Origin of the sequence: Sphingorhabdus sp., assembly GCF_044338195.1 — a bacterium.
In the GTDB taxonomy this organism is placed as follows: domain Bacteria; phylum Pseudomonadota; class Alphaproteobacteria; order Sphingomonadales; family Sphingomonadaceae; genus Sphingorhabdus_B.
In genome coordinates, this window is sequence record NZ_JBIIMC010000033.1 from 1 (window position 1) to 22139 (window position 22139).

Sequence of the window (22139 nt, forward strand, 5' to 3'; positions counted from 1 at the left end):
TCGGCAACGGTGTCTTGGTGCGTGGTGCAATCTCAAAGGGTATTTCCCGGCCAGATCTATCCGCGTTCACATCGGGTGGCGGTGCATATGACAACACCAACAATCTGCGTGCCGGTGGGCTTTTGGCCACGGGTCCGTTGCTTGCCATCAACACGGGCAATCGTTTCCTGCGCCCAGTTGAGTCCATAAACTATGACCTTTCTGTCGAATGGTATTGGGCAGACATTGGTTCGTTGACGGTATCCGGTTTTGTAAAGGACATCAGCAATATCGTGAACAGCGGCGCCATAGTGCGTCCATTTGTCACGCCGAAGGGCGTCAACACCGATATTCTGTTCAACACACCGGTGAATAGCGACGGTGGAACATTGAAGGGCGTTGAAGTTGCTTATCAGCAAACTTACGATTTCCTGCCTGGCCTATTAAGCGGTTTGGGCGCCGGTATGACATATACCTATGTTGATGCGGGCGATTTCAACAACGCTTCGCTTGGCTCTGAACAGAGCCCGCTTTCGGGCGGTCTGCCGTTGGCTGGCGTCTCGAAGCACACGGTCAATGCCGTCGGATTTTACGAAAAAGGTCCGTTATCATTCCGCTTGGCGTATAACTGGCGGTCTGAATTTGTGCAGACACCGCGCGACGTCATCTTCCCGTTCTCGCCCATTTACGGCGAAGCGACAGGGCAGCTTGACGGATCAATCTTTGTCTCTGTGACCAAGCAATTGAAACTCGGCATTCAGGGCGTGAACTTGCTTGATGAAGTCACACAGACATCACAAGTGATCGATTTTGACGGCACCCGCGCAACGCGCTCGGCGTTCCGGAACGATCGACGCTTCACTTTCCTTGCTCGATTTGAATTCTAATAGGTAGCATCAGTGTTGCGGAAAAGCGGACCTTGGTCATATGACTTGGGTCCGTTTTTCTTTCAGCCCGCGTTTCAGGAGAAAGCTATGCCGCCCAGAATTGCCTTGCTCGGTGCTATAATCGGTTTGACGGCTTGCTGGACAACGGCGGCCACAGCACACGCTTCAGACAAGGGCTGGACACTTTTGTGGGCCGACGAGTTTGATGGTAGCAAATTGGACCGCAAAAAATGGAAGCCTGAAAAATCGTGCTGGGGCGGCGGCAATCAGGAACGGCAATGCTACACCGATAGGCCCAAAAACATTAAGGTCGCCGACGGAAATCTGCATTTAATTGCGCATAAAGAGACATTTACAGGTCCCGATCTGCCTCCCGAATTTTCGAATAAGCCCTATCCGCAAAAAACGCAGGAATATACCTCCGGCAAAATCCGGACGCTCGGTATTTCCAGCTGGAAATACGGAAAGGTCGAATTTCGTGCGAAGCCGCCCAAGGGCCAAGGCACCTGGCCTGCCGTATGGATGATGCCCGCCAACAGCATCTACGGCGGCTGGCCGCTTTCGGGCGAAATTGATATTTTGGAGGGTGTTAACCTCGGCGCCACGTGCGACACATGCACGGGCGGTGTTGGCGAGAACCGGATGATCAGCGCGATCCATTTTGGCGATTACGCACCGAAAAACAAACTTCACGATACGCGCGTGGCGCTGCCATCAAATGCTTTACCTTCTGATGAATTTCACATCTGGACGCTCGAATGGGGCGAAGGCGTGATGCGTTTCTATCTCGATGGCCGCAAATATTGGGAGCGCACGAGCCCTGATTGGGAAACAGCTTCTCCGTTGGCGAAAGCAAATCCCGTTGCGCCTTTTGACCAGCCCTTCTACATCATGGCCAACCTCGCCATTGGGGGTGGCCTGTCAGAGAAGAATAACGATAAAGGCGTTGCATCAAATGTAACACCAGCTGCGTTTTTGATCGACTGGATCCGCATCTACCAATGCAGCAGCGACAAGGAAAAAGGTCTGGCCTGCATGCAGGGCGACAAAGAAAGTAAGTAAGTTATGGCGAGACGCCGCCAAGCCGTCACAATTAAACATGTCGCAGCCGATGCGGGGGTTTCCCTGCAAACGGTCAGCCGTGTCATAAACAATGAGCCTAACGTCCGGCCTGCCATGCAGGAACGTGTGCAAGCGTCCATTGATAAGCTTGGCTATGTCCCGTCCATCGCGGCGCAACGAATGAGCGGATCACGTTCGTACCTGATCCTTGCCATCAACGACCGGGAACGCACGATTGCCGATTGGCGGAACCGCCAAGGGTCTGACTGGGTAGACCAAATGCTATTGGGCGGCATGTTGAAATGTGCCGAACATGGATACCGGATGATCTTTGAATTGGTCGATACCCATAATGACCATGTCGAGCGTGAATTGGGTGCAGCCATTGCGGCGCTGCAGCCAGACGGCGTCATCCTGACGCCACCACACTCTGAAAACCCGCTCATCACCGGATTTCTTGCCAAACGCAAAATCCCCTTCGCCCGCATCGGATCGGTCACATCGGGGCCGGGCATTGCGATGACGATGGATGATGAGGGCTCGGCCCGACGTGCAACCGAACATCTCATCGCGCTTGGCCATAGCAGGATTGGTTTCATTGCTGGCCCTCAGGAATATGACCTGTCCAATTGGCGTATCGACGGGTGGCGCGAGGCGATGACCACTGCCGGGCTTTCCTGCGATGCGTTATGCGTCAGAGGCGATTTTGGATATGATAGCGGTGTGCTGGCCGCCAACGCGCTGCTCGATTTGGAAAACCCGCCCACGGCGATCATTGGCAGCAACGACCAAATGACGCTTGCCGCTTTGGATGCAGCCAAGGCGCGGGGTTTACACATTCCCGGCGATTTATCCCTCATCAGTTTCGACAATACGCCCGTTGTGCGTTTTACGGTGCCCGAACTGACTGCGGTTGATCAGCCGATTGCCGCAACCTTTTCGAAGGCGGTGGAACTATTGATTACCAATGGTGACGCGCCCGTGCCGCATCAACCTGTTGTTATTGAGGGCAGCCTTATAGAACGAAGCAGCACTGCGCCGCCGTCTGCACATGGTCGCGCCTAAATCTGCGGACAGCAGCCGGCAGTCGGCAACGTTCATGTATTTGTACGCGCTCGCCGTATCTGGCGGTGCTGTCGCCTATATGCCGTTTCTGACGATATTGCTGCCGCTGCGCGCGACAGACATCTCCGGCAATGGCGCCCTTGGCATGTTGGCGATCGCGGCCTTTGTGGGCGCAATTGCCGCAAGCGTGGCCAATATCGCCTTTGGATGGGCCAGTGACAAAACCGGCGCACGACGCCCGTGGATATGCGCTGGATTAGCCGTATCAACGGCTTTGCTGCTAACCACGGCATATGCAAAGAGCCCGGCAGTGTTGATAGCCGTCATCATCCTCTGGCAAATTGGCCTAAACATGATGCTGGCGCCGTTAAGCGCGTGGGCCGGCGACACCATTCCCGATTCCCAAAAGGGCTTCCTTGGCGGTCTATTGGCGCTAGCGCCCGGTATGGGCGCGCTTTCAGGCGCGTTTGTAACGATGAACGATGCTTTTCCATCGGAGCAGCGTGAAATCATCATCGCGGTTTTGGTGATAGCCATGGTCAGTCCGGTGCTGATCTTTGGCAGACCGATATCGATGCCTGGGTTGAACACCGCGCCGACGGAGCAATCAACCGATGGGGAACAGAGCGCCGTAACACGGAACGCCGCCGTTAAAATGTGGATTGCGCGCTTATTGGTACAAATTGCAGAAGCGTCATTATTTGCGTTTCTCCTTTTATGGTTCCGCAGCGTCGATCCTGATTTCGGCGAAAATGATGCCGCGAATATCTTTGCGCTTGTTCTGGGTATGGCTGTGTTTTTAACATTAGCTGCCGGCCGCTGGTCCGACCGTGCAAACCGTCCCATTCTGCCGCTCATATGTGGGGCAGCGGCAGCGTCGGCCGGATTGATCATCATGTCAGTTTCGTCATCTTTACCGGTCGCCATTGCCGGCTATGTGGTCTTTGGCTTGGCGAGCAGCCTTTTTCTGGCGCTGCACTCAAGCCAGACGTTGAGGGTGCTCCCCCGTCCACAAACGCGTGGACGGGATTTGGGCATTTTCAACCTCACGAACACCGTGCCATCGCTCATCATGCCATGGCTGACGCTGGCTTTGGTGCCCGCTTATGGCTTTGGCAGCCTGTTTCTGTTGCTAGCGTTGCTGGCGCTCATCGCGTGCCTGTTATTGGCAACAATGCCGCGCCAGCATGCGCGCGATTAGGCAGGCTTACGCGCATAGATACCGAATGCCGCGATGATCGCATAGCAAAGCATCGGCAACGTGAACGCTATCGCCAGACTTCCGGTCACGTCAGCGATGATGCCCGTGAGCAGCGGAACAACAGCGCCGCCGACGATGGCGACGTTGATGATGCCCGAACCGTCGGCCGCGCGTGACCCGAGCTTTTCACAGGCGAGCGTGAATATCGTCGGGAACATGATTGCATTGGTCAAGCCCACGGCCAGCAAGGCATAGCCAGCAACTTCGCCCGTGCTTTGTGTGGAAAAGATCAGCAGTGCAATTGCAGCCACCGATACAGACGCCAGCACCTTACCCGGGCTCAGCACACGCAGCACCACAGAGCCGATGAACCGGCCCACCATGGCGCCACCCCAATATAGACCGATAAGCTTGCCAGCGTCCTGTTCAGCTAGCGCCATGACATGATCTTGCATCAAATAATTGACGATGAGCGAGCCAATCGCGACTTCGGCACCGACATATAAGAAAATGCACAAAGCGCCGAAACCGAAACGAGGCCGCTTCAACAAGTCGAGGCCAGCCAAGCCCTCACTCGCCTCATGCTTTTCGCCCTTCAGCGCATCGCGAAACAGCCATACGACTGCGGCAACAATCGCCAGTGCCACCGCAATACCCAAATAGCCGTTCACAATGGCTTGGCTCTCTGCAGTGCGATAGGCGTCTAGTTCTACACCGGATAGTTGGTCAGCGGTTACCGTCGCGAGGCTACCGAGAATAAGGATCGAGCCAACGATAGGAAAAACCGTGGTGCCAAGCGAATTGAACGCTTGAGCAAAGGTCAGACGGCTGTGCGCCGTGGCAGGCTTACCAAGCATGGAGATCAAGGGGTTGGAAACCACTTGGACAATGACCACACCGCTTGCCAACACAAACAATGCCAACAGGAATACGCCATAGGTCGCGGTCTGGCTCGCTGGAATGAACAACAGACAGCCAGCCATCATCGTCAAAAGGCCGGCAACCGCGCCGCGCATATAGCCGATTTTCTTAACGAGCCGCGCGCCGGGAATGCCGATGACCGCATAAGCGGCAAAGAAACAGAACTGCACAAGCATCGCTTGCGTATAATTGAGCGTAAACAGCTCTTTTAACTTCGGGATGATAACATCGTTGAGGCTTGTGATGCCGCCGAAGATGAAGAACAGCCCCATCACGAACAATTGCAATTGCGGTGCGTCGATATGGGTATCACCATTATCTGCTGACGCAGATGCGCCGGGTGCCAATGCCATCTTCTCTCTCCCTTGGTTTTAGCGCATTTTGCCGGGGCAGGACGCGCCTTTTTTTGTCGTTTCGATATGAACGTTGCGAATTGTCGCAACAAGGCCTTTCGCCGCCTGCATACGTATCGGGGAACCGACCGCGTCCAACTTCGCACCAGCCGCGGCAAAGCAGCGCAGCGGAATGCGGGTTTGTGTGGGCGTTCCCGTTGGCAATGCGCGCATCGTGGTTTTTATATCAAGCGCAGCGCCACCAAAGGACAGCATGACTGGCCCGGTCGCGGGCTGATCAATGCGCCAGTCGATGAGCAGCGACCAGTCTTCCTTCAACGGCTTGCTCAAATCGACAGCAGGCCCGTTGACAACGAAAGCACCATCAGCGTTCCACGTGAATTGGCGCGCGTCTTCCTGCGCGGACATGTCGACAGCCCGCGCGCTAATCGAACCGTCCATCTGCAAATTCCAAGGTGCAGGCACCTTGCCACGGACAAAATATTGCGTGGCGATGGTCAGCGATGACAAATCGACGCGCGGGTCTTCGTTCACCGGAGCAAGCTTGTTCGATTGCGTGTAATCAAGGCCATAGCCGAGCGGGAAAAGCGGCGTATCAACCGGTGACCGCGCATCCGCAGGCCAACTGAAAGGCAGGCGTCCAGTGAAGTCGCGCACCGGCTTTCCGTTTGCGCCAGCAACCAACACATCGGCCACACCCCGGCCTTGTGTGCCCGGCAACCATGCAGCCACAAAAGCGTCGGCTTGGTTGATAAGCTTGCCGGTAAACATGGGCCGGCCAGATAGGAACAGGACCACAACAGGAATATTCTGCGCCTTCAATCGCGCGATCATTTCCTCTTCGGCAGGCTGGGGCCGGAATGCAAGGTTTGGCACATCGCCTTCAAACTCGGCATAAGGTTTTTCGCCGAGGACGATGATCGCCACATCGGGCTTTGTTTCAAACATGCCCGATGCCGAAATATTGGCCGTACCGCCGCCTGTTTTAACCGCTTCCGAAATCGCACGGCCAATCGTCTGGCCGTTGGTGAAATCGGCGGCAGTTGTGTCCGTGCCTTGCCAGCTAATCGTCCAGCCGCCGGCCTGCATCGCCATATTGTCCGCGCCGGAACCGGCGATCAGAACATTGCTACCACTGCGGATGGGCAGAACGCCGTCATCATTTTTGAGCAGCACCAGTGATTTGGATACCGCCTCACGCGCAAGATCGAGATGCTCTTGCTTGCCAACCAAAGATGTTTGCCCCCGCACAGTCGGCGCATCGCCCATGAGGCCAAGTTTGTATTTCACGCGCACGATTCGCCGCACGGCATCGTCCAACCGTGCGGCGGGGATCCGGCCATCCCGCGCCGCTGCCAGCGTCGACGCGAACAATCCCTTCCAGCTGTCAGGCGCCATGAACAGGTCAAGCCCGGCATTAATGGCCGCAGCACAATCTGTCGCGGAACAGCCCGCGACTTGTCCATGTCCATTCCAATCGCCAACAACCAGCCCGGCAAAACCCATCCGGTTCTTCAAGACATCGGTCAGCAGAGAGGCATTGCCATGATGCTTCACCCCGTTCCAGCTTGAGAAGCTCGCCATAACGGTCAGCGCGCCTGCGTTAATAGATGCGGGATAGCCCTGCGCATGTTTTGCGACCAGTTCGGCTTCGCTGATCTGGGCATCGCCTTGGTCGCGGCCGTCCATGGTGCCACCGTCCGCAAGGAAATGTTTTGCAGTTGCGGCAACATGCGTGGCGTCCAGCGGCGCACCTGCAACAAGATTACCTTGCAAGCCTATGGTCATCGCACCGGCATAGGCCGCAATCAGCGCAGGGTCGGAGGAATAGCCTTCATAGGTTCTGCCCCAGCGCAAATCTTGCGGGACAGCCAGCGTTGGCGCAAAGGTCCATTCAATCCCGCTGCCTGAAATCTCGGCTGCAGTGGCTTTGCCAATGCTTTGAATTAAGTCGACATCGCGCGCCGCGCCCAGTCCGATATTATGCGGAAAAATGGTTGCCTGCGGCAGGTTTGAATGCCCGTGCACCGCATCGACACCAAATAATATGGGCACGCCAGCGCCTGATGTAAGTGATGCATCCCGAAACGCACCCACCAGCTGCGCCCATTTTGCAGCGTCAGCGCGCTCGTCGCCATAAGGTCCGGAATTACCGCCCGCAAGGATGGAGCCCAGCGGATATTGCTTTAGATCCTCAGGCGTGATCGCGCTGATGTCAGCCTGTATGATTTGACCGACCTTCTGCTCCAACGTCATTTTTGAAATCAACGCCGTTATCGCGTCTTCGGTTTTCTTATCGGTAATCGCCGCAGGACTTTGGGCCGCTGGCCAGTTGGCAATATTTGCAGTCGTCGCAGCAGAAGGCGCCGCCGGCGTCGCAGTCTGTGGGTACGTTACCGCCGAAACACATCCCGCCGACACGAAGGCTATCAGTGCCATCGATCCCCTTAACCGCATCAAACCCACTCCAGAACTTCGTTGTGAACGTTATCAGGATTTGATGACAGCAACGGTGGGAGAAATCAAGCGTCATCATGGTGCCGCGCAGCCAAAACCGGACGGTCTGCTTCCCGTCCAGAAGCTGCCCCAGGCGAGGGAGCATCCGAGTTCAGGGAACATCAAGCACTCAATGACCCCACAGCCATATTTTCTGCAAGTCATTGAAAAAGTGGTGCACCGTGGGGGATATAAATTATAACACTTATATAATGGATATTATTATGTAGTTCATTCAGGCGAGATCCAAGCTGCATGATGACATAAGGCGCGCACGCGTTTTTAGTCCGGAAGAAAAAGCTCAAATGTGACCTTCGCGTCATCGTACACCAAAAAAGATACCGCGCCGCCATGGGCCTCTGCCACTTTTTTGTACGAGATACAGGCCGAGGCCCAAGCCAACTCCTTCGGCACCCGCCCCACGCTCACCACGGACGAAGATCGTTTCGTCCAGAAAGTCAGTCCCAGCGAGTTGGCTTGTCACCGTGAACGAAGTGCCCAATAAATCTTCCCGCTGGACGATGCAAAATTGGATCGGGCGCTGTGGCGGCGAATATTTCAGTGCATTGTCCAGCACATACCGTGGTTTAAAGGTGCATAAACGCGCGCGTATCGGAGCAGCTTCGTTTGAGGGTACAAATTATTCCAATGGTTTGCCTAGTGATAGGGCCCATGATAGAAAATCACAAAGGAAGGACGCCGCTACACCGATCAGGATAAAGGAAATGCATAAAGGCGATCATGCCTAACGCGTCGTGAACGGGAATCAGGGTGTATTTGATCGCACAATTGCAGCCTGAGAGCGGTGCATAAGAAACGCCAAAAGATTATAGGAGGATGCAGGCTGATGCTAACCAAAGGCGATGAATATCCGATCCACCAGACGGCTGAGCCCATCGCATATTCCGGGACAGACAGGAACTTTTACGACCGTTATTTCTTTAACGGCTATCAGGCAGATGGCAGCGATTTTTTCGCGATCGCCTTTGGCGTTTATCCGCACCTGAACGTTGCCGATGCGCATTTTTCCTGCATCAGAGGCGATGTCCAACATTGTGTCCATGCCTCCCGCTTATTGGATATGGAAAGGATGGATCTCACCGTCGGGCCCATCACCATTGAGATAGTCGAACCACTTAAATCGCTGCGCGTTATCGTCGACAACCATGAAGGAATATCCGCCAATCTGACCTTTGTTGGCCGGGCATTCCCGGTTGAAGAGCCGCGCTTCACCCGAAGGATCGGGCCGCGGACCTTTATGGATTATACCCGCATGACGCAAAACGGGCGTTGGCAGGGCTGGATTGAGGTAGATGGCATTCGGCGGGATATCGACGGTGCTGTTGGTACGCGTGATCGCAGTTGGGGTATCCGCCCCATTGGCGCCAGCGACCCGCAGCCCACCGTCCCGCAAACTATCCCCCAATTCTATTGGCTGTGGAGCCCCGTGAATTTTCACGATGGTGCACTCTATTTTCATGTGAATGATGATGCGCAGGGCAGACACTGGAATATCCGCGCGGTATGGTGCCCGGACGGCGCAGCTGCGTATGAAATGTTGGAAAGCGACGTGTGCGAAATGGCGGTCACGCTGAAGCCCGGCTGGCGTCACGCGGAACAGGCCGTCCTGAAAGCAGAATTCGCAGATGGACGACATGTCACGGCCGTCTTTGAACCGGGGACAGCTTTTCTCATGCGGGGCATCGGCTACGGCCACCCGGAATGGCCGCATGGTGGTTGGAAGGGTGCATTATCTGTAGCGCGTGAAGATATCGACCTGACGACCGTTGAGGCAGGCCGCGCTGATCATCTCCACATACAGGCCGTCTCTCGCGTCACCATGACGCTGGGCAGTGAAAGCCAGACAGGTACAGGCATTCTGGAACAGTTGATCCTTGGCGCTTATGAACCGCTAGGTCTGAAGAGCATTTTCAATGATTGATGCAATCCCCAGTCTGGCCGATATGACCCCCGCTTGGTTGACGGCGCAGCTGCATAAAAATGGCTATGATGCCAAGGTTATGTCGGTTGAATCGCATGCCATAGGCACAGGACAGGTTGGCGCGACGTACCGCCTCAAACTGACCTATGATGGCCCTGCGAACGGCGCGCCTCCGACGATCGTTGCAAAATTGCCGTCCAATGATCCAGTCAGCAAAGCTGCCGGTCGATCCTATATGACATATATGCGCGAAAGCCGTTTTTATACGCTTTTTGCGGGTAAGAAACCGATGGCGATACCCAATCATCTCTTTATCGCCTTTGATGACGACAGCCACGATTTTGCTTTGCTGATGCACGATCTTCCATCACATGCACCGGGCAATCAATTGTTGGTTCCAACACGGGCAGAAGCCGAATGGGCAATGGATGCGGCGGCTGGCATTCACGCGGCCTGGTGGGGTGACCCATCGCTCGACACGCTTGACTGGCTCAGCGGCACGAAAGCTGTTCCGCCCCAGATAGACAGCGAAACGTTATATGCGATGCTTTGGCCCGCATTTTGTGACCGATATGGCGACCGGATCACCAAAGAGATCAAAATCGTTGGTGAGCGCTATTTGGGCAATATCCAACGATGGTTAGACTCACGTTCCGGCCCACGCTGTCTCACGCACAATGATTTTCGTCCAGATAACATGCTGTACTGCGCCGACGACAAAGACCAGCCCATCGTTATCGTCGACTGGCAAACGGTTGGTGTCGGCGAAGGTGCAAGCGACATAGCCTATTACCTGGGCACATCGATGGACCCGGCTACCCGTAAAGCAGAAGAGCACGGCCTTCTGGCGCGTTATCGAACGGAATTAGATAGGTACAATATACCCTTCGCAGACCTTGCCCACCAGTGGGATGCCTATCGGCTTGCGTCTTTTTCGGGAATGCTCATGGGCGTAACGGCGTCGATGGTCGTGGAACAGACCGACCGGGGCGACGCAATGTTTCTGGCTATGTCAGAGCGGTCGGCTTTGATGGCAATAGACCATGCCGAGATTGCCCTTGATTTCTAGCCCCGCAGGAACGTTACGACAAAATCACTTCCCTGAGGGGATAAGGGTGATTTCAGTTTGGCGCCCATCGATAAAACGCACAGTCTTGCCATCAAAAAAAGCATTCTCTTCGCTGCGGAAATCCACGCGTTGTCCGCCCCATTCGGGAACGGCGGCATAAGTTGTAAGCTCGATGGACCATGCTGTGTTGGCGTTGATCACGCCGCTTCCGCGCGGGTCGGCGTTTTGATTATCCCAAAAGCCAATGGACGGCCCGGCGCCATGACCATGCAAGCCAATAGGGTGCGTGTAAATCGACGGATCAAGCCCCGCTGCCACGGCTTCTGCCCGCGCCGATGCCAAGGCGGCATTTCCGCTGCGTCCAACCGCAAACTGGCGTCTCAGGATATCCTGCACCCGGTTGCTGTTCGCTAGCCCCTGTCTAAGACCAGCGGGCGCATCGCGCTCGCCGGGTTTCAGGACATAGGCAAGATGCTGCGTGTCGGTGTTTAGCCGCAGATAATTGATGCCAAAATCTGTCCACAGCAGGTCACCCGGCTGAATGACTTCGGCGCCTTCCAACATGCCTTTTACCCCTGCCCGCTGGATTGCCACCGAAGGATGGAACCATGGCTCAAGACCAAGCTGAAGCAGCCGGTCACGATACCACCATTGCACCTGCTCCACCGTTGTTACCCCGGGGGTGATCACGGCACGCGAAAACGCCTCAGCAATGATCGCATGGGCGGTGCGCAGGACGCTGGGGTAAATTTCCATCTCGGCGGGCGTGCGCGTCTCAAGCCAGCGGATAGCGAGCGTTTCGCCGCTGACGATCCGCGACCGCAACGGTGCGGGTAACGCGCCCGTGAATTTTTCATATTGGCTGAGCGTCATGCCGTCGGCGAATTGATACAGGTCCGACGTGTTGATCGCAATTTTGGCCGGATCGCGCGCAGCGATTATGTCCGCGACCGCCTGCCACTGATCAGGCTGCTTGCTTGGGTCCCACGCTGGCGCGAACAGACCGCCCAGTCCATAGCGGCTAACCGTCAGACGCTCGATCGGCTCTCCATTACCCGGATCGTGGAAAATTAGGATTGTGCGGCGCCGTGCGTGCATATTCTCTGCATCCAGCATCGACGCGACCACGGGCTCTTCAAAATATTCGCGCGCCACCATCAGCCACAAATCAACACCCTGTTCGCGCATGATGGCCGGAATGATCGTATCCAGCCGCGCGGCTAAAATGCGGTTTTCGGTCGCGGCCCTTTCGCGTGCGTTCAATATCGGCGGAAGCGCCGGTGCCTGCACCTCCGTCTCGCTCATGACGATCGGCGCGGACATTGCTGCAGTGGCTGGCCCAATCATGGCCGCAAGCAGAGCCAGTCCAGATATCACGCGCTTTGCCATCATGCTTCCCCCAATCATATTCCGCACCGACATTGGCTGGCCGCGGTGCAAGGATCAAGCCCGACGTGTCATTCGATGTGGAAGCAGGCGATATCCGGGATAGGCTTGGGCACGAAGAAAGCCGGGATATGCCCTGAAGAGATGTACCCCACGGCATGTTGAACCTGTATATTGGCGCGATGCAAGTCCGCTAAGCGCTTGACGACAGGCGGGGTTTCCCGCCATGCGGATGCTCATGCGTTTCTTCTCTGACAATGCCGCCCCGGTGCACCCCGCTGTCATGCAAGCCATGGCCGATGCCAACCATATCGATACCGCATATGATGGTGACCAATGGAGCGCGCGGCTCGATGCCGCATTCTCCGCTGTGTTCGGCCGCGATGTCGCGGTGCTGTGGGTGGCAACGGGCACAAGTGCCAATTGCCTCGCGCTTGCGTCGCTTGTTCAGCCACATCAGGGCGTCATTTGCCATCGTGAAGCCCATATTGAGGTTGATGAATGCGGCGCGCCGGGTTTCTACACCGCTGGTGCGAAGCTGATGCTGGTCGAAGGTGAAGGCGCCAAGGTGACGCCTGAAACGGTCGAGGCGTGTCTGAACGGCATTCGCAACGATGTGCATCAGGTGCAGGCGGCGGCATTGTCGATCACCAACGCAACCGAATATGGCATGGTCTACACCCCTGCCGAAGTCGCGGCACTTGGCGCATTGTGCCATGATCGCGGCCTTAGCCTGCATATGGATGGCGCACGTTTTGCCAATGCAGTGGCAACATTGGGCTGTGCGCCAGCCGACGTGACGGTGAACGCCGGCGTTGACGTGTTGAGTTTCGGCTTCGTCAAAAATGGCGGCTTGGGGGCAGAGGCGTTGGTCTATTTCGACCCGGCGATGGCCGACGCTGCGCGCTATCGGCGTAAACGGGCTGGGCATTTGCAGTCAAAGGGCCGCTTCCTTGCAGCGCAATTGTTGGCGATGCTGGAAAATGATATGTGGTTGTCCAATGCGCGTTCCGCCAACGCAGCGGCGCAGATCATTGCGGGCGCAGCAGCCGGACGATTGCTCTATCCGGTGCAAGCCAATGAGATATTCTTGCGCCTCACGCCCGCTGAAGCGGCCGCGTTACGGGCGCAAGGTTTTGACTTTTACGACTGGGGTGTTGTCGACGAAAACTGGGGCGCAGCGCGGCTCGTCACCAGTTGGCAACATACCGAGGCGGACGTCACCCCGCTGGCACGCGCGATAGCCACATTATGAGCGCGACCGGGGGGGAGAGCGTCGTAGAACCAGGTTTTCTGACGCCGCGGGTATGGATACCCTTTATGGTGACGTCGCTCATCTGGGGATCTACTTGGCTGGTCATCCGCGATCAATTGGGCACAGTGCCGCAGACCTGGTCTGTGGCCTATCGCATGATTGTGGCCGCCATCGCTATGTTCATCCTTGCCATCGTGATGCGCCAGCCGCTGAAGATAGATCGGCCAATGGTCGGTTGGACAATCCTGCTTGGCGTGATGCAATTCGGGATGAACTACAATTTTGTCTATGCCGCTGAACATTATATCACCTCGGGATTGGTCGCAGTGGTATTCGCGCTGCTGATTGTGCCCAATGCGGTGCTCGCCAAATATTGGCTTGGACGGTCAATCGGCGGAGCGTTCATATTAGGCTCAGCAATTGCCTGCGTCGGGGTCGGGTTGTTGATGCTGCAGGAATACCGTGCGGCCCCTATGGGCGGGACCGATGCACTGCTTGGGCTATTGCTGGTGATATGTGCCGTCGCTACGGCATCGGTCTCCAATGTGCTTCAGGTGACGCCAAAGGTTGCGCGATACCCAACGATCACGATATTGGCGTGGTCAATGTTCTGGGCCAGCTTGGCCAATGCGGCTTTTGCGTTCGTCATGGATGGTCCGCCCGTCATCGACATGCGTCCCGGATATATCGGCGGTGTGCTGTATCTGAGCATCATCGGCTCGGTCGTAACCTTCCCGCTTTATTTTCGCCTCATCCATGACATTGGACCCGGCAAGGCTGCTTATACAGGCGTGGTCATTCCGGTCTTTGCGATGATCCTATCGACGATATTCGAAGGCTATGTCTGGTCGACATTGGCGATGGCTGGTGGAGCGCTGGTGGTGGTGGGCCTCGTCGTCGCAATGCAGACGCGTAAGGCTTAGGGCGCTGACGTTTTCAGGCAATGCAAACCAATCCCGCACTTTTATGCTATTGCTGGCGTGCGGCCAATAATGCGCTGAGGCCCTGCCGGTAATCCGCATATTTCGGCGTCCACCCGAGCAGCCGTTTCGCCTTCATATTTGAAACACGCCGGTTCTCGGCATAAAATCCGCGGGCCATAGGCGACAGCCCTGCCCCATCCAAAGTCATCAGGGGCGGCCATTCCTGCCCCAAAAGATCGCACGCATATTCGATGACGTCATTTTGCGACGCGGGAACATCGTCTGCAATATTATACACGCCAGCTGGCCCGTCGAATGCGGCAATGACGGCGCTAACAATGTCATCAACATGCACACGGCTGAAAATTTGTGCGGGCATATCGATACGGTGCGCCTTGCCATCTTCGACCCGTTCCAACGCCGATCGACCGGGGCCGTAAATGCCGGGCAAGCGAAAGACAGCGACGTCCTTGCGCAAGGCCTGCCACGCAAGGTCAGCATCGGCGCGCGCGGTTCGGCGCCCTTCGCCAATCGCCGCGCTTTCGTCGACCCACGCACCGCCGGTGTCGCCATATACACCGGTTGAGGACAAATAGCCGAGCCAAGCAACGTCACCACGTGCAATCCGGTCGCCATATTTCAAAAGCACGGGGTCGCCGCCCTCGCCCATAGGTGGAACGCTCGACAGGATATGTGTGGCGTTTTCGATTGCAGCACAGACGGCAGCTTCATCGTCAAAGGCAATCGCGTCGCCGCCACTCATCCGCCGCGTTCCGGTGACCTGCCAGCCGCTTTCACGAAGGCTGTCGGCGATACGCGAGGCGGTGTACCCCATTCCAAATATGAGCATGTGACGGTGCATCGGCATGGGTTCGCAATCTAATGGCTTGCCGTCAAGCGCCGCAGTTGCAATTAAGCGCAAAGGGAGAAACCAAGCCACGTGACCGTCGAAGTTATCAAGTCAAAATTACTGGGTGATATTGCGCACGGGTTCCTTGGCCGCGTCGGCGGTGTTTCGACGGGTATTTATGCAGGGCTGAACTGCAGCCTTGGTTCGGACGATGTGCGCGACGACGTCATCGAAAACCGGCGGCGTGCGGTTGCTGCCGTTATGCCCGGCGCCGCACTTGCGCGGGTGTACCAAATCCATTCGCCTGATGTGGTCACCGTCACTGGCCCCATTGACCAAGACGACCCGCCCAAGGCCGATGCGCTGGTGACGGATAGGCCGAATATCGTGCTTGCGGTCCAGACCGCGGATTGCGTGCCGGTGTTATTTGCAGACAGGCAAGCCGGTGTCGTTGGCGCAGCGCATTCGGGATGGAAGGGCGCATTCACAGGCATCAATGAAAACACGATATTGGCGATGGAAGCATTGGGCGCACAGCGCGAGCGGATAGCCTGCGCGATCGGCCCATGCATCGCGCAAAAAAGCTATGAGGTTGATTCAGCTTTCTTTGAACGTTTTGCCGACGCCAACCCCGAAAATGCGCGGTTTTTCCGTGATGGCAAAGCGGGTCATTATCAGTTTGATATCGAAGGTTATGTTGCCGCGCGACTTGCCGCCGCCGGTATCACAAGGGTCGAATGCGCGGGACAGGATACCTACAGCCAGCCGGAACGGTTTTTTAGCTATCGGCGCAGCTGCCACCGCAGTGAACCGGGCTATGGCGGACAAATGTCGTTGATTGGAATATGGAGCAATGATCGTGGCTGAATCGGGCATAACGCGGCAACGCTTTAAATCGATAATGGGCGGTTCCGCGGGGAATCTGGTCGAATGGTATGACTGGTTCGCGTACGCGACATTCAGCATTTATTTCGCGCCTTTATTTTTCCCTGAAGGCGATTTGACAGCCCAGTTGCTCAACACAGCGGCAATCTTTGCGGCTGGTTTTCTGATGCGTCCAATCGGTGCCTGGGTGATGGGTATCTATGGCGACAAGCATGGCCGAAAGGCTGGGCTTACTTTGTCCGTGTTGTTAATGGCGGGCGGTTCGCTCGCCATTGCCTTTGCGCCCACCTATGCGCAGGCTGGGGTTGTAGCGCCGACCATCTTGGTCATCGCACGGATGGTCCAAGGGCTGTCCGTGGGTGGGGAATATGGGTCAAGTGCAACCTATCTGTCGGAAATGGCCCCGGCGGCGCGGCGCGGTTTTTGGTCGAGTTTCCAATATGCAACGCTGAGCGGCGGGCAGTTGCTGGCCATTTTGGTCGCTCTGGTCTTGCAAGCGATATTGAGCGAGGCGCAAATGGGCGATTGGGGATGGCGCATACCGTTCGTGATTGGGTCAATTCTGGCCTTGTGGGTTTATCTTTTGCGCCGGACGATGTCTGAAACAAAATCGTTCACCAACATTGACCAGAAACGCGAACATTCATCGCTGAAGTTGCTTTGGCGTGACCACAAACGCTCCTGCATATTGGTCGCGGTGATGTCGGGTGGTGGCGGCCTCGCCTCTTATGCTTTCACTACCTATATGCTGAAATATCTGATCAACACCGCAGGTTTCGAAAAGCAAACTGCGACGTTGATCATCGCCGGCGTGTTGATTTGGTCCTTCTGTCTGCAGCCAATCGCAGGGATGCTGGCCGACCGCTTTGGGCGAAAACCGCTGCTGCTCATCGCAGGCGTAGGGGTCGCGTTGGTCGCAGTGCCAATCTATACATTGGTTGGCCAAGCGACCTCGCCCATCGTCGCGTTAGCGCTGATTCTGATCCCGATTACACTGCACGGCGGATATACCGCCAACAATGCAATGGTAAAAGCTGAGATGTTTCCCGCCCATATCCGCGCACTGGGCGTTGCATTTCCTTATGCGGTCGGGAACACGCTATTTGCCGGAACGCTGGAATATGTCGCTTTGTGGTTCAAAAGTACGGGCAACGAAACGGGGTTTTTCTGGTATGTCGCGATCTGCGTCGGTGCGACCGTTATTGCCTATCTGATGCTTCCTGAAACGCGCGACACGAGCTTAATCGAGGAAGATTAAGCCAAGCTCATCGCCGACTTCAAACAGGCCTTCGCTCAGGCTTTAGGATCACGCCAATCCAATATGGGCCAACCTTCGGAGGCAGCAAGGCGCGCCAGCGGTCCGTGCGGATTGGTGGCAAAAGGTTCATCGGCATAGCTGAGCAACGGGGCATCGGACACATGGTCGGAATAGGCACGGATGTGGCAGTTTTCGCGTGACAGACCATGGGTGTCCATCCAGCCTTTGACCCGTTCAAGCTTCGCCGCATCGTAACAATTATGCCCGTCAATGCGGGCGAGAACATGGCCAGTGCTGTCTGTGGCAAGGTCAGTCGCGATAACATCATCAAAGCCAAGCCGCTTTGCAATCGCGTCGACATATAGCCGGTACGACGCCGTTGCCATGACGTGGCGATAGCCCGCTGCCTTTTCCTCCGCCACACGCGCAAGCAGCTGCGGATAGACATTTTTGCCCACCACAATGTCAGCATGGCTTTCCAGATATTTGGCAAAACTGGCCCTTGGAACGCGGTGGCCGATCAGCAATGTCTGCGAAAACTGCTTTAACCGGGCCCGGTCCCATAGCTTCAGCGCATATAATGCCAGCCCAATCGGTAATAGCGGCGCAAGGAACAATCGCCACGGCGACTTGTTAAACGCCATATGCAGGAGGAACCCATTATAGGTGGCACGTCGCGTGACGGTCTTGTCCATATCATATATGGCAAGCAGCGTTGGTTTGGCGTCAGTCATCGGTCTGCTACAGGCATAATATAATGGAAGAAGTCTAGAGGCTTGTGATAGTTCCCTTTATACGCCAGTTATATGGCTATGGCTAACGCTGCAGAGTTCTTGCAAGAAGACCTGACCGATGGCGGGCAAATCCTCCGCTTATCGGGCAGCTTTACCATAGCTTTGATCGGCGATGTCGACGGCCGCTTGCGCGCTTTGTCGGCCAATGTGCAGAAAATCGATCTCAGCGCGGTTGAACATATGGATACGGTTGGCGCGTGGCTTGTGCACCGCACCGCAAAAGAGTCGGGCGCCAAAATCGTAGGTGCAGGTAAAGACGCCAATCGTCTGCTGCAGGCTGTGAGTGGCGCGGACCAGACAGATATACCGCCGCGACCGCATCCTCCATCGTTTGAGCGGTTCCTGGCCGAAGTGGGCCATAGTGTCATCATCAGCTTTACAACGCTTTTGCAGTTTCTGGGCTTTGTTGGGCAGGTTGTGAAGGCATCTTTCATACTTGCGATGAACCCCAGCCGTTTCCGTTGGCATGCGGTGGTCCAGCATTTTGACATGGTCGGTGTGCGTGCGTTGGGTATCATTGGCCTGATGAGCTTTCTGATCGGTATCGTCATTGCGCAGCAAGGTGCTGTCCAGTTGCGGCAATTTGGTGCGGAGGTATTCACCATCAACCTGATTGGCCGGCTCACATTTCGCGAACTGGGAATCTTGATGACCGCGATCATGGTCGCTGGTCGGTCGGGCTCCGCCTTTGCCGCGCAAATCGGCACGATGAAAATCACCGAAGAAATTGATGCGATGCGCACCATAGGTGTCGTGCCAGCCGAAGCCTTGGTTGTTCCACGGGTCATTGCAGCGGTCATGATGATGCCCTTATTGGGTATATTCGCATCGCTGATGGCCATTATCGGCGGCGGACTTTTGTGCTGGGTCGTTTTGGAAATTCCACCCGCAACCTTTGTGCAGCGCCTACGTGAAGTAACGCCGATGACCGATTTCTGGATTGGCATGATTAAGGCGCCCGTGTTCGGTGCAATCATCGCCATGGCAGGCTGTTTCCAAGGGATGCAAGTGCATGGCAATGCGGAGCAGGTCGGACTAAAAACCACTGCTGCAGTGGTGCAGGCTATATTCCTTGTCATCGTTCTCGATGCATTTTTCGCCATATTCTTTAGCGAAATTGGCTGGAACTAAACCATGGACCAGCCCAACATCATTTCCGTGCAAGGCCTTTGCAACAGCTTTGGCGAGCAGGTCATTCACCAGGATTTAAATCTCGAGGTCCGCCGCGGCGAGATTCTGGGTGTTGTGGGTGGGTCGGGTACGGGCAAGTCGGTGTTGATGCGGTCGATCATTGGGCTTCAAGAGCCCGTCGCCGGTAAAATCCGCGTTTTCGACGAAGGCATGATTGGCAAGGAAGAGGACGAGGCCAGCGACGTTCGGCGCCGGTGGGGCGTATTGTTTCAAGGCGGTGCGTTGTTTTCGACTTTGACCGTGGCTGAAAATGTGCAGGTCCCGCTGCGCGAATTCTATCCCGATTTCAGCAAGGCGTTGCTGGACGAAATCGCGCATTACAAAATTTACCTCAGCGGGCTTCCCGCCGATGCAGCCCATAAATTTCCATCCGAGCTATCCGGCGGTATGCGCAAACGCGCTGGCCTCGCGCGGGCTTTGGCGATGGACCCCGAGCTGCTGTTTTTGGATGAACCAACGGCCGGGCTCGATCCCATCGGCGCTGCAAACTTCGATAATCTGACGCGGGATTTGAAAGAAACCCTTGGCCTCACCGTATTCCTGATTACCCACGATCTCGACACGCTCTACGCCATTTGTGACCGGGTAGCCGTACTCGCGGATCAGAAGGTGATTGCGGTCGGTGCGATTGAGGAGTTGTTGGCCATCGATCACCCATGGATTAACGAATATTTCAGCGGACCACGCGGGCGGGCAGCACGTCGTGGCCATGACAAACACAACAACCCACAACCGCAATTGCATCAGCCAGGAAGGTCATAGGACAGTAAGATGGAGACCAAATCCAACTATGTGATGGTGGGCGCTATCACGCTTCTTCTTGTGGCCTTGCTCGCGGCATTCACCGTTTGGCTGTCACGCGCTGGCGAAGGCGGCAAGAAAGAATATGACATATTCTTCCAACAGTCAGTGAACGGTCTTGCCAAGGGCTCAGGCGTTTCCTTCTCCGGCGTGCCTGTCGGCGAAATCCAAAGCATTGAATTGTGGGAACCCGATCCAGAATTTGTTCGCGTTCGCATCACCATTAAGGACAGCGTACCCGTGCTTCTGGGCACCACTGCGACGATCAACGGCGTCGGCTTTACGGGCGTTTCTGAAATTCAACTGGACGGCGCGGTCAAGGGCGCACCTGCTTTGGTATGTCCAGAAGCCAACCCGAAATCAGCATGCCCGACCGGCGTTCCCGTCATCCCTACAAAGCCAGGGGCCTTGGGGGAATTGTTGAACAATGCGCCGTTATTGTTGGAGCGGCTTTCAGCGTTGACCGAGCGGTTGACAAACATTCTGTCGGACAAGAACCAGCAATCCATTGAGCAGATATTGGACAATGTCGAAAATCTGTCGGGCACGCTTGCTACACAAGCACCTGATTTGCGTGCTACAATTCAGGAATCGCGGATCGCGTTACAAAAGGCAGGCCTTGCCGCAGATGAAATCACCAAAATGGCGGGCACCACCAATAAGCTGCTGGATAGCGATGGCCGTCCCATGTTGGTTGAACTGCGTAAAACGCTTCGCTCCGCCAATGGCAGTCTGGCTGCGCTGGAAACGACGTTGAACAATGCCAACCCGGCAATTGAAACGCTAAACACGCAGACATTGCCAGAGGTTACGCAATTGGCGCGCGACTTACGCGAACTGTCTGTTTCATTGAAGTCCGTCACCGACAAGGTTGATCAAGGTGGTATTGGCAGCGTCGTCAATGCACCGGCATTACCCGATTATCAACCTGGCAGCAGGAAACAAAAATGATGTTCAGCAAATTATCCAGCGCACGCTTATTGGCCTTACCCGTCATTCTCAGCCTCGGTGCTTGTGTAAGCTTCGAGACGAAAGCGCCGCCGTCCATGCTCGTGCTGACAGCCGACAACAGCGTGGCTGCAGGTGCAGCCCGAACGGCATCGGCGACGGACGCCTTGGTCATCCAAACGCCGGAGGTGCCACGCAAGCTCGACACGAACCGCGTGCCTGTCCAGATCGACGCCAGCAGCATTGCATATGTTAAGGATGCGTTTTGGGCCGACAAGCCGGCCCGGCTGATGCAGCAGCTGTTATCCGAAACGGTTTCCGCAAAAACCGGTCATCTGGTGCTCCGTGAAGTCGATGCCGGCGGCAAAGCAGCGCAATTTATCTCGGGCAGCCTATTGGAATTTGGTGTGGACGCCGCAACCAATGAAGCGGTGGTCGTCTTTGACGCGGTAAACATCACGCGCGGCAACCCCACCGAAAAACGCAGATTTGAAGCCCGTCGACCCGTCGCTGCTGTTGAAGCTGCGCCTGTTGGCGCTGCGTTGAACGAAGCGGCAAATGACGTGGCGTTGCAAATTGCCGAATGGGCGAACTGAGCGCTTCAGCTTGACCTAACGCGCAAAGCCCTCTGGTTCTGGCCAGCCCTTTGCGTATGTCGCCATCACTTTGAATAACGCGCCCATGGATTCACGGGCCACAAGCCTGCTGCGCGCGGCGGAAATCTCCGTGGCCCGATCAGGATTTGCCTGCGCCAAGCTCATGGCGCGCTGATCGATACCCAATCCCGACAACCAAGCACCCTGATCGCACGGCCCCGCAACGTTGAGGCCAGATCTTTGTGCGCAGAGCGAAAGCGCATGGAAGTTCACATGT

At 56.0% G+C, this 22139-nt stretch carries 20 protein-coding genes and 1 pseudogene; 14 read left to right on the plus strand and 7 right to left on the minus strand.

The genetic code is table 11. From position 1 onward, the window contains the following. The 4 genes from ACIQZK_RS08910 to ACIQZK_RS08925 all read left to right on the plus strand — a co-directional run. On the plus strand, positions 1-866 hold an 866-nt coding region (locus ACIQZK_RS08910; protein ID WP_397575820.1), incomplete at its 5' end, for a TonB-dependent receptor domain-containing protein. Between the two features lie 87 nt (positions 867-953). Beyond that, positions 954-1928: a family 16 glycosylhydrolase gene (locus ACIQZK_RS08915; protein WP_397575821.1), complete on the plus strand. Its 975-nt coding sequence runs from the start codon at positions 954-956 to the stop codon at positions 1926-1928. Between the two features lie 3 nt (positions 1929-1931). Further along, a complete protein-coding gene (locus ACIQZK_RS08920; RefSeq protein WP_397575822.1) occupies positions 1932-2993 on the plus strand; it encodes a LacI family DNA-binding transcriptional regulator in 1062 nt (353 codons plus the stop codon). Next, on the plus strand, positions 2980-4194 hold the full coding sequence (locus tag ACIQZK_RS08925; protein ID WP_397575823.1) for an MFS transporter: 1215 nt from the start codon (positions 2980-2982) through the stop codon (positions 4192-4194). Before ACIQZK_RS08920 ends, ACIQZK_RS08925 begins: the two co-directional genes overlap by 14 nt. Here the strand turns inward: ACIQZK_RS08925 and ACIQZK_RS08930 are convergent. The 3 genes from ACIQZK_RS08930 to ACIQZK_RS08940 all read right to left on the minus strand — a co-directional run bounded on the left by ACIQZK_RS08930 (position 4191) and on the right by ACIQZK_RS08940 (position 9027). Next, complete coding sequence (locus tag ACIQZK_RS08930) at positions 4191-5468, minus strand: sugar MFS transporter (RefSeq protein WP_397575824.1); 1278 nt, start codon at positions 5466-5468, stop codon at positions 4191-4193. The two genes, ACIQZK_RS08925 and ACIQZK_RS08930, sit on opposite strands and share 4 nt — an antisense overlap. Before the next feature lie 18 nt (positions 5469-5486). Next, positions 5487-7907, minus strand: a complete 2421-nt coding sequence (locus tag ACIQZK_RS08935) for a glycoside hydrolase family 3 N-terminal domain-containing protein (RefSeq protein WP_397575825.1) — start codon at positions 7905-7907, stop codon at positions 5487-5489. A gap of 907 nt (positions 7908-8814) precedes the next feature. Then, a complete protein-coding gene (locus ACIQZK_RS08940; RefSeq protein ID WP_397575826.1) occupies positions 8815-9027 on the minus strand; it encodes a hypothetical protein in 213 nt (70 codons plus the stop codon). A gap of 27 nt (positions 9028-9054) precedes the next feature. Here ACIQZK_RS08940 and ACIQZK_RS08945 point away from each other — a divergent pair, with 27 nt between their 5' ends. Both ACIQZK_RS08945 and ACIQZK_RS08950 read left to right on the plus strand, forming a co-directional pair. After that, positions 9055-9906, plus strand: coding sequence for a hypothetical protein (locus ACIQZK_RS08945; RefSeq protein WP_397575827.1), 852 nt, complete (start codon positions 9055-9057; stop codon positions 9904-9906). A 22-nt stretch (positions 9907-9928) separates the two neighbouring features. Further along, a complete protein-coding gene (locus tag ACIQZK_RS08950; protein WP_397575828.1) occupies positions 9929-10975 on the plus strand; it encodes a phosphotransferase family protein in 1047 nt (348 codons plus the stop codon). A gap of 24 nt (positions 10976-10999) precedes the next feature. Here ACIQZK_RS08950 and ACIQZK_RS08955 read toward each other — a convergent pair whose 3' ends face one another. Next, positions 11000-12367 carry a M24 family metallopeptidase gene (locus tag ACIQZK_RS08955; protein WP_397575829.1) on the minus strand — a complete coding sequence of 456 codons (1368 nt, stop codon included), beginning with the start codon at positions 12365-12367 and terminating at the stop codon, positions 11000-11002. A gap of 232 nt (positions 12368-12599) precedes the next feature. On the opposite strand from ACIQZK_RS08955, the gene ACIQZK_RS08960 reads away from it, so the two are divergent. Both ACIQZK_RS08960 and ACIQZK_RS08965 read left to right on the plus strand, forming a co-directional pair. Then, the gene (locus tag ACIQZK_RS08960) at positions 12600-13616 is read left to right on the plus strand and encodes a threonine aldolase family protein (protein WP_397575830.1); all 1017 of its coding nucleotides are present in this window, start codon (positions 12600-12602) and stop codon (positions 13614-13616) included. Between the two features lie 65 nt (positions 13617-13681). Continuing rightward, positions 13682-14539, plus strand: coding sequence for a DMT family transporter (locus tag ACIQZK_RS08965; protein WP_397575831.1), 858 nt, complete (start codon positions 13682-13684; stop codon positions 14537-14539). Between the two features lie 46 nt (positions 14540-14585). Here the strand turns inward: ACIQZK_RS08965 and ACIQZK_RS08970 are convergent, their stop codons facing one another. Beyond that, positions 14586-15389, minus strand: coding sequence for an SDR family oxidoreductase (locus ACIQZK_RS08970; RefSeq protein WP_397575838.1), 804 nt, complete (start codon positions 15387-15389; stop codon positions 14586-14588). Between the two features lie 90 nt (positions 15390-15479). Between ACIQZK_RS08970 and pgeF the strand changes: the two genes are divergently transcribed. Both pgeF and ACIQZK_RS08980 read left to right on the plus strand, forming a co-directional pair. Then, entirely contained in the window at positions 15480-16256 is a 777-nt protein-coding gene (gene pgeF / locus ACIQZK_RS08975; protein ID WP_397575832.1) for a peptidoglycan editing factor PgeF, read from the plus strand. Further along, on the plus strand, positions 16243-17532 hold the full coding sequence (locus ACIQZK_RS08980) for an MFS transporter (protein ID WP_397575833.1): 1290 nt from the start codon (positions 16243-16245) through the stop codon (positions 17530-17532). Before pgeF ends, ACIQZK_RS08980 begins: the two co-directional genes overlap by 14 nt. Positions 17533-17567: 35 nt before the next feature. Here the strand turns inward: ACIQZK_RS08980 and ACIQZK_RS08985 are convergent, their stop codons facing one another. Further along, positions 17568-18266, minus strand: a complete 699-nt coding sequence (locus ACIQZK_RS08985) for an HAD family hydrolase (protein ID WP_397575834.1) — start codon at positions 18264-18266, stop codon at positions 17568-17570. Between the two features lie 78 nt (positions 18267-18344). Here ACIQZK_RS08985 and ACIQZK_RS08990 point away from each other — a divergent pair, with 78 nt between their 5' ends. Genes ACIQZK_RS08990 through ACIQZK_RS09005 form a run of 4 tightly spaced genes read left to right on the plus strand, consistent with a single transcriptional unit; the run spans position 18345 to position 21862 of the window. After that, positions 18345-19457 carry an MlaE family lipid ABC transporter permease subunit gene (locus tag ACIQZK_RS08990; RefSeq protein ID WP_397575835.1) on the plus strand — a complete coding sequence of 371 codons (1113 nt, stop codon included), beginning with the start codon at positions 18345-18347 and terminating at the stop codon, positions 19455-19457. Positions 19458-19460: 3 nt separating this feature from the next. Further along, positions 19461-20279: an ABC transporter ATP-binding protein gene (locus ACIQZK_RS08995; protein WP_397575836.1), complete on the plus strand. Its 819-nt coding sequence runs from the start codon at positions 19461-19463 to the stop codon at positions 20277-20279. Between the two features lie 9 nt (positions 20280-20288). Further along, positions 20289-21269, plus strand: a complete 981-nt coding sequence (locus tag ACIQZK_RS09000) for an MlaD family protein (RefSeq protein ID WP_395635561.1) — start codon at positions 20289-20291, stop codon at positions 21267-21269. Continuing rightward, the gene (locus ACIQZK_RS09005) at positions 21266-21862 is read left to right on the plus strand and encodes an ABC-type transport auxiliary lipoprotein family protein (protein ID WP_397575837.1); all 597 of its coding nucleotides are present in this window, start codon (positions 21266-21268) and stop codon (positions 21860-21862) included. The genes ACIQZK_RS09000 and ACIQZK_RS09005 overlap by 4 nt, the downstream gene beginning before the upstream one ends. 15 nt (positions 21863-21877) lie before the next feature. Here ACIQZK_RS09005 and ACIQZK_RS09010 read toward each other — a convergent pair. Continuing rightward, positions 21878-22139 (minus strand): annotated as a pseudogene (locus tag ACIQZK_RS09010) (class I SAM-dependent methyltransferase); the annotation flags it as partial.

What these genes read in the sequence shown, in the direction of transcription:
- ACIQZK_RS08960 (WP_397575830.1), top strand. Translation starts at nt 12,600, where the DNA reads ATGCGTTTCTTCTCTGACAATGCCGCCCCGGTGCACCCCGCTGTCATG.
- ACIQZK_RS08990 (WP_397575835.1), top strand. Translation starts at nt 18,345, where the DNA reads ATGGCTAACGCTGCAGAGTTCTTGCAAGAAGACCTGACCGATGGCGGG.
- ACIQZK_RS08995 (WP_397575836.1), top strand. Translation starts at nt 19,461, where the DNA reads ATGGACCAGCCCAACATCATTTCCGTGCAAGGCCTTTGCAACAGCTTT.
- ACIQZK_RS08925 (WP_397575823.1), top strand. Translation starts at nt 2,980, where the DNA reads ATGGTCGCGCCTAAATCTGCGGACAGCAGCCGGCAGTCGGCAACGTTC.
- ACIQZK_RS08965 (WP_397575831.1), top strand. Translation starts at nt 13,682, where the DNA reads ATGGTGACGTCGCTCATCTGGGGATCTACTTGGCTGGTCATCCGCGAT.
- ACIQZK_RS08945 (WP_397575827.1), top strand. Translation starts at nt 9,055, where the DNA reads ATGGATCTCACCGTCGGGCCCATCACCATTGAGATAGTCGAACCACTT.
- ACIQZK_RS09000 (WP_395635561.1), top strand. Translation starts at nt 20,289, where the DNA reads ATGGAGACCAAATCCAACTATGTGATGGTGGGCGCTATCACGCTTCTT.
- ACIQZK_RS08985 (WP_397575834.1), bottom strand. Translation starts at nt 18,266, where the DNA reads ATGACTGACGCCAAACCAACGCTGCTTGCCATATATGATATGGACAAG.
- ACIQZK_RS08980 (WP_397575833.1), top strand. Translation starts at nt 16,243, where the DNA reads ATGATCGTGGCTGAATCGGGCATAACGCGGCAACGCTTTAAATCGATA.
- ACIQZK_RS08955 (WP_397575829.1), bottom strand. Translation starts at nt 12,367, where the DNA reads ATGATGGCAAAGCGCGTGATATCTGGACTGGCTCTGCTTGCGGCCATG.
- ACIQZK_RS09005 (WP_397575837.1), top strand. Translation starts at nt 21,266, where the DNA reads ATGATGTTCAGCAAATTATCCAGCGCACGCTTATTGGCCTTACCCGTC.
- ACIQZK_RS08935 (WP_397575825.1), bottom strand. Translation starts at nt 7,907, where the DNA reads ATGGCACTGATAGCCTTCGTGTCGGCGGGATGTGTTTCGGCGGTAACG.
- ACIQZK_RS08940 (WP_397575826.1), bottom strand. Translation starts at nt 9,027, where the DNA reads ATGGACACAATGTTGGACATCGCCTCTGATGCAGGAAAAATGCGCATC.
- ACIQZK_RS08950 (WP_397575828.1), top strand. Translation starts at nt 9,929, where the DNA reads ATGACCCCCGCTTGGTTGACGGCGCAGCTGCATAAAAATGGCTATGAT.
- ACIQZK_RS08920 (WP_397575822.1), top strand. Translation starts at nt 1,932, where the DNA reads ATGGCGAGACGCCGCCAAGCCGTCACAATTAAACATGTCGCAGCCGAT.
- ACIQZK_RS08915 (WP_397575821.1), top strand. Translation starts at nt 954, where the DNA reads ATGCCGCCCAGAATTGCCTTGCTCGGTGCTATAATCGGTTTGACGGCT.
- ACIQZK_RS08930 (WP_397575824.1), bottom strand. Translation starts at nt 5,468, where the DNA reads ATGGCATTGGCACCCGGCGCATCTGCGTCAGCAGATAATGGTGATACC.
- ACIQZK_RS08970 (WP_397575838.1), bottom strand. Translation starts at nt 15,389, where the DNA reads ATGCTCATATTTGGAATGGGGTACACCGCCTCGCGTATCGCCGACAGC.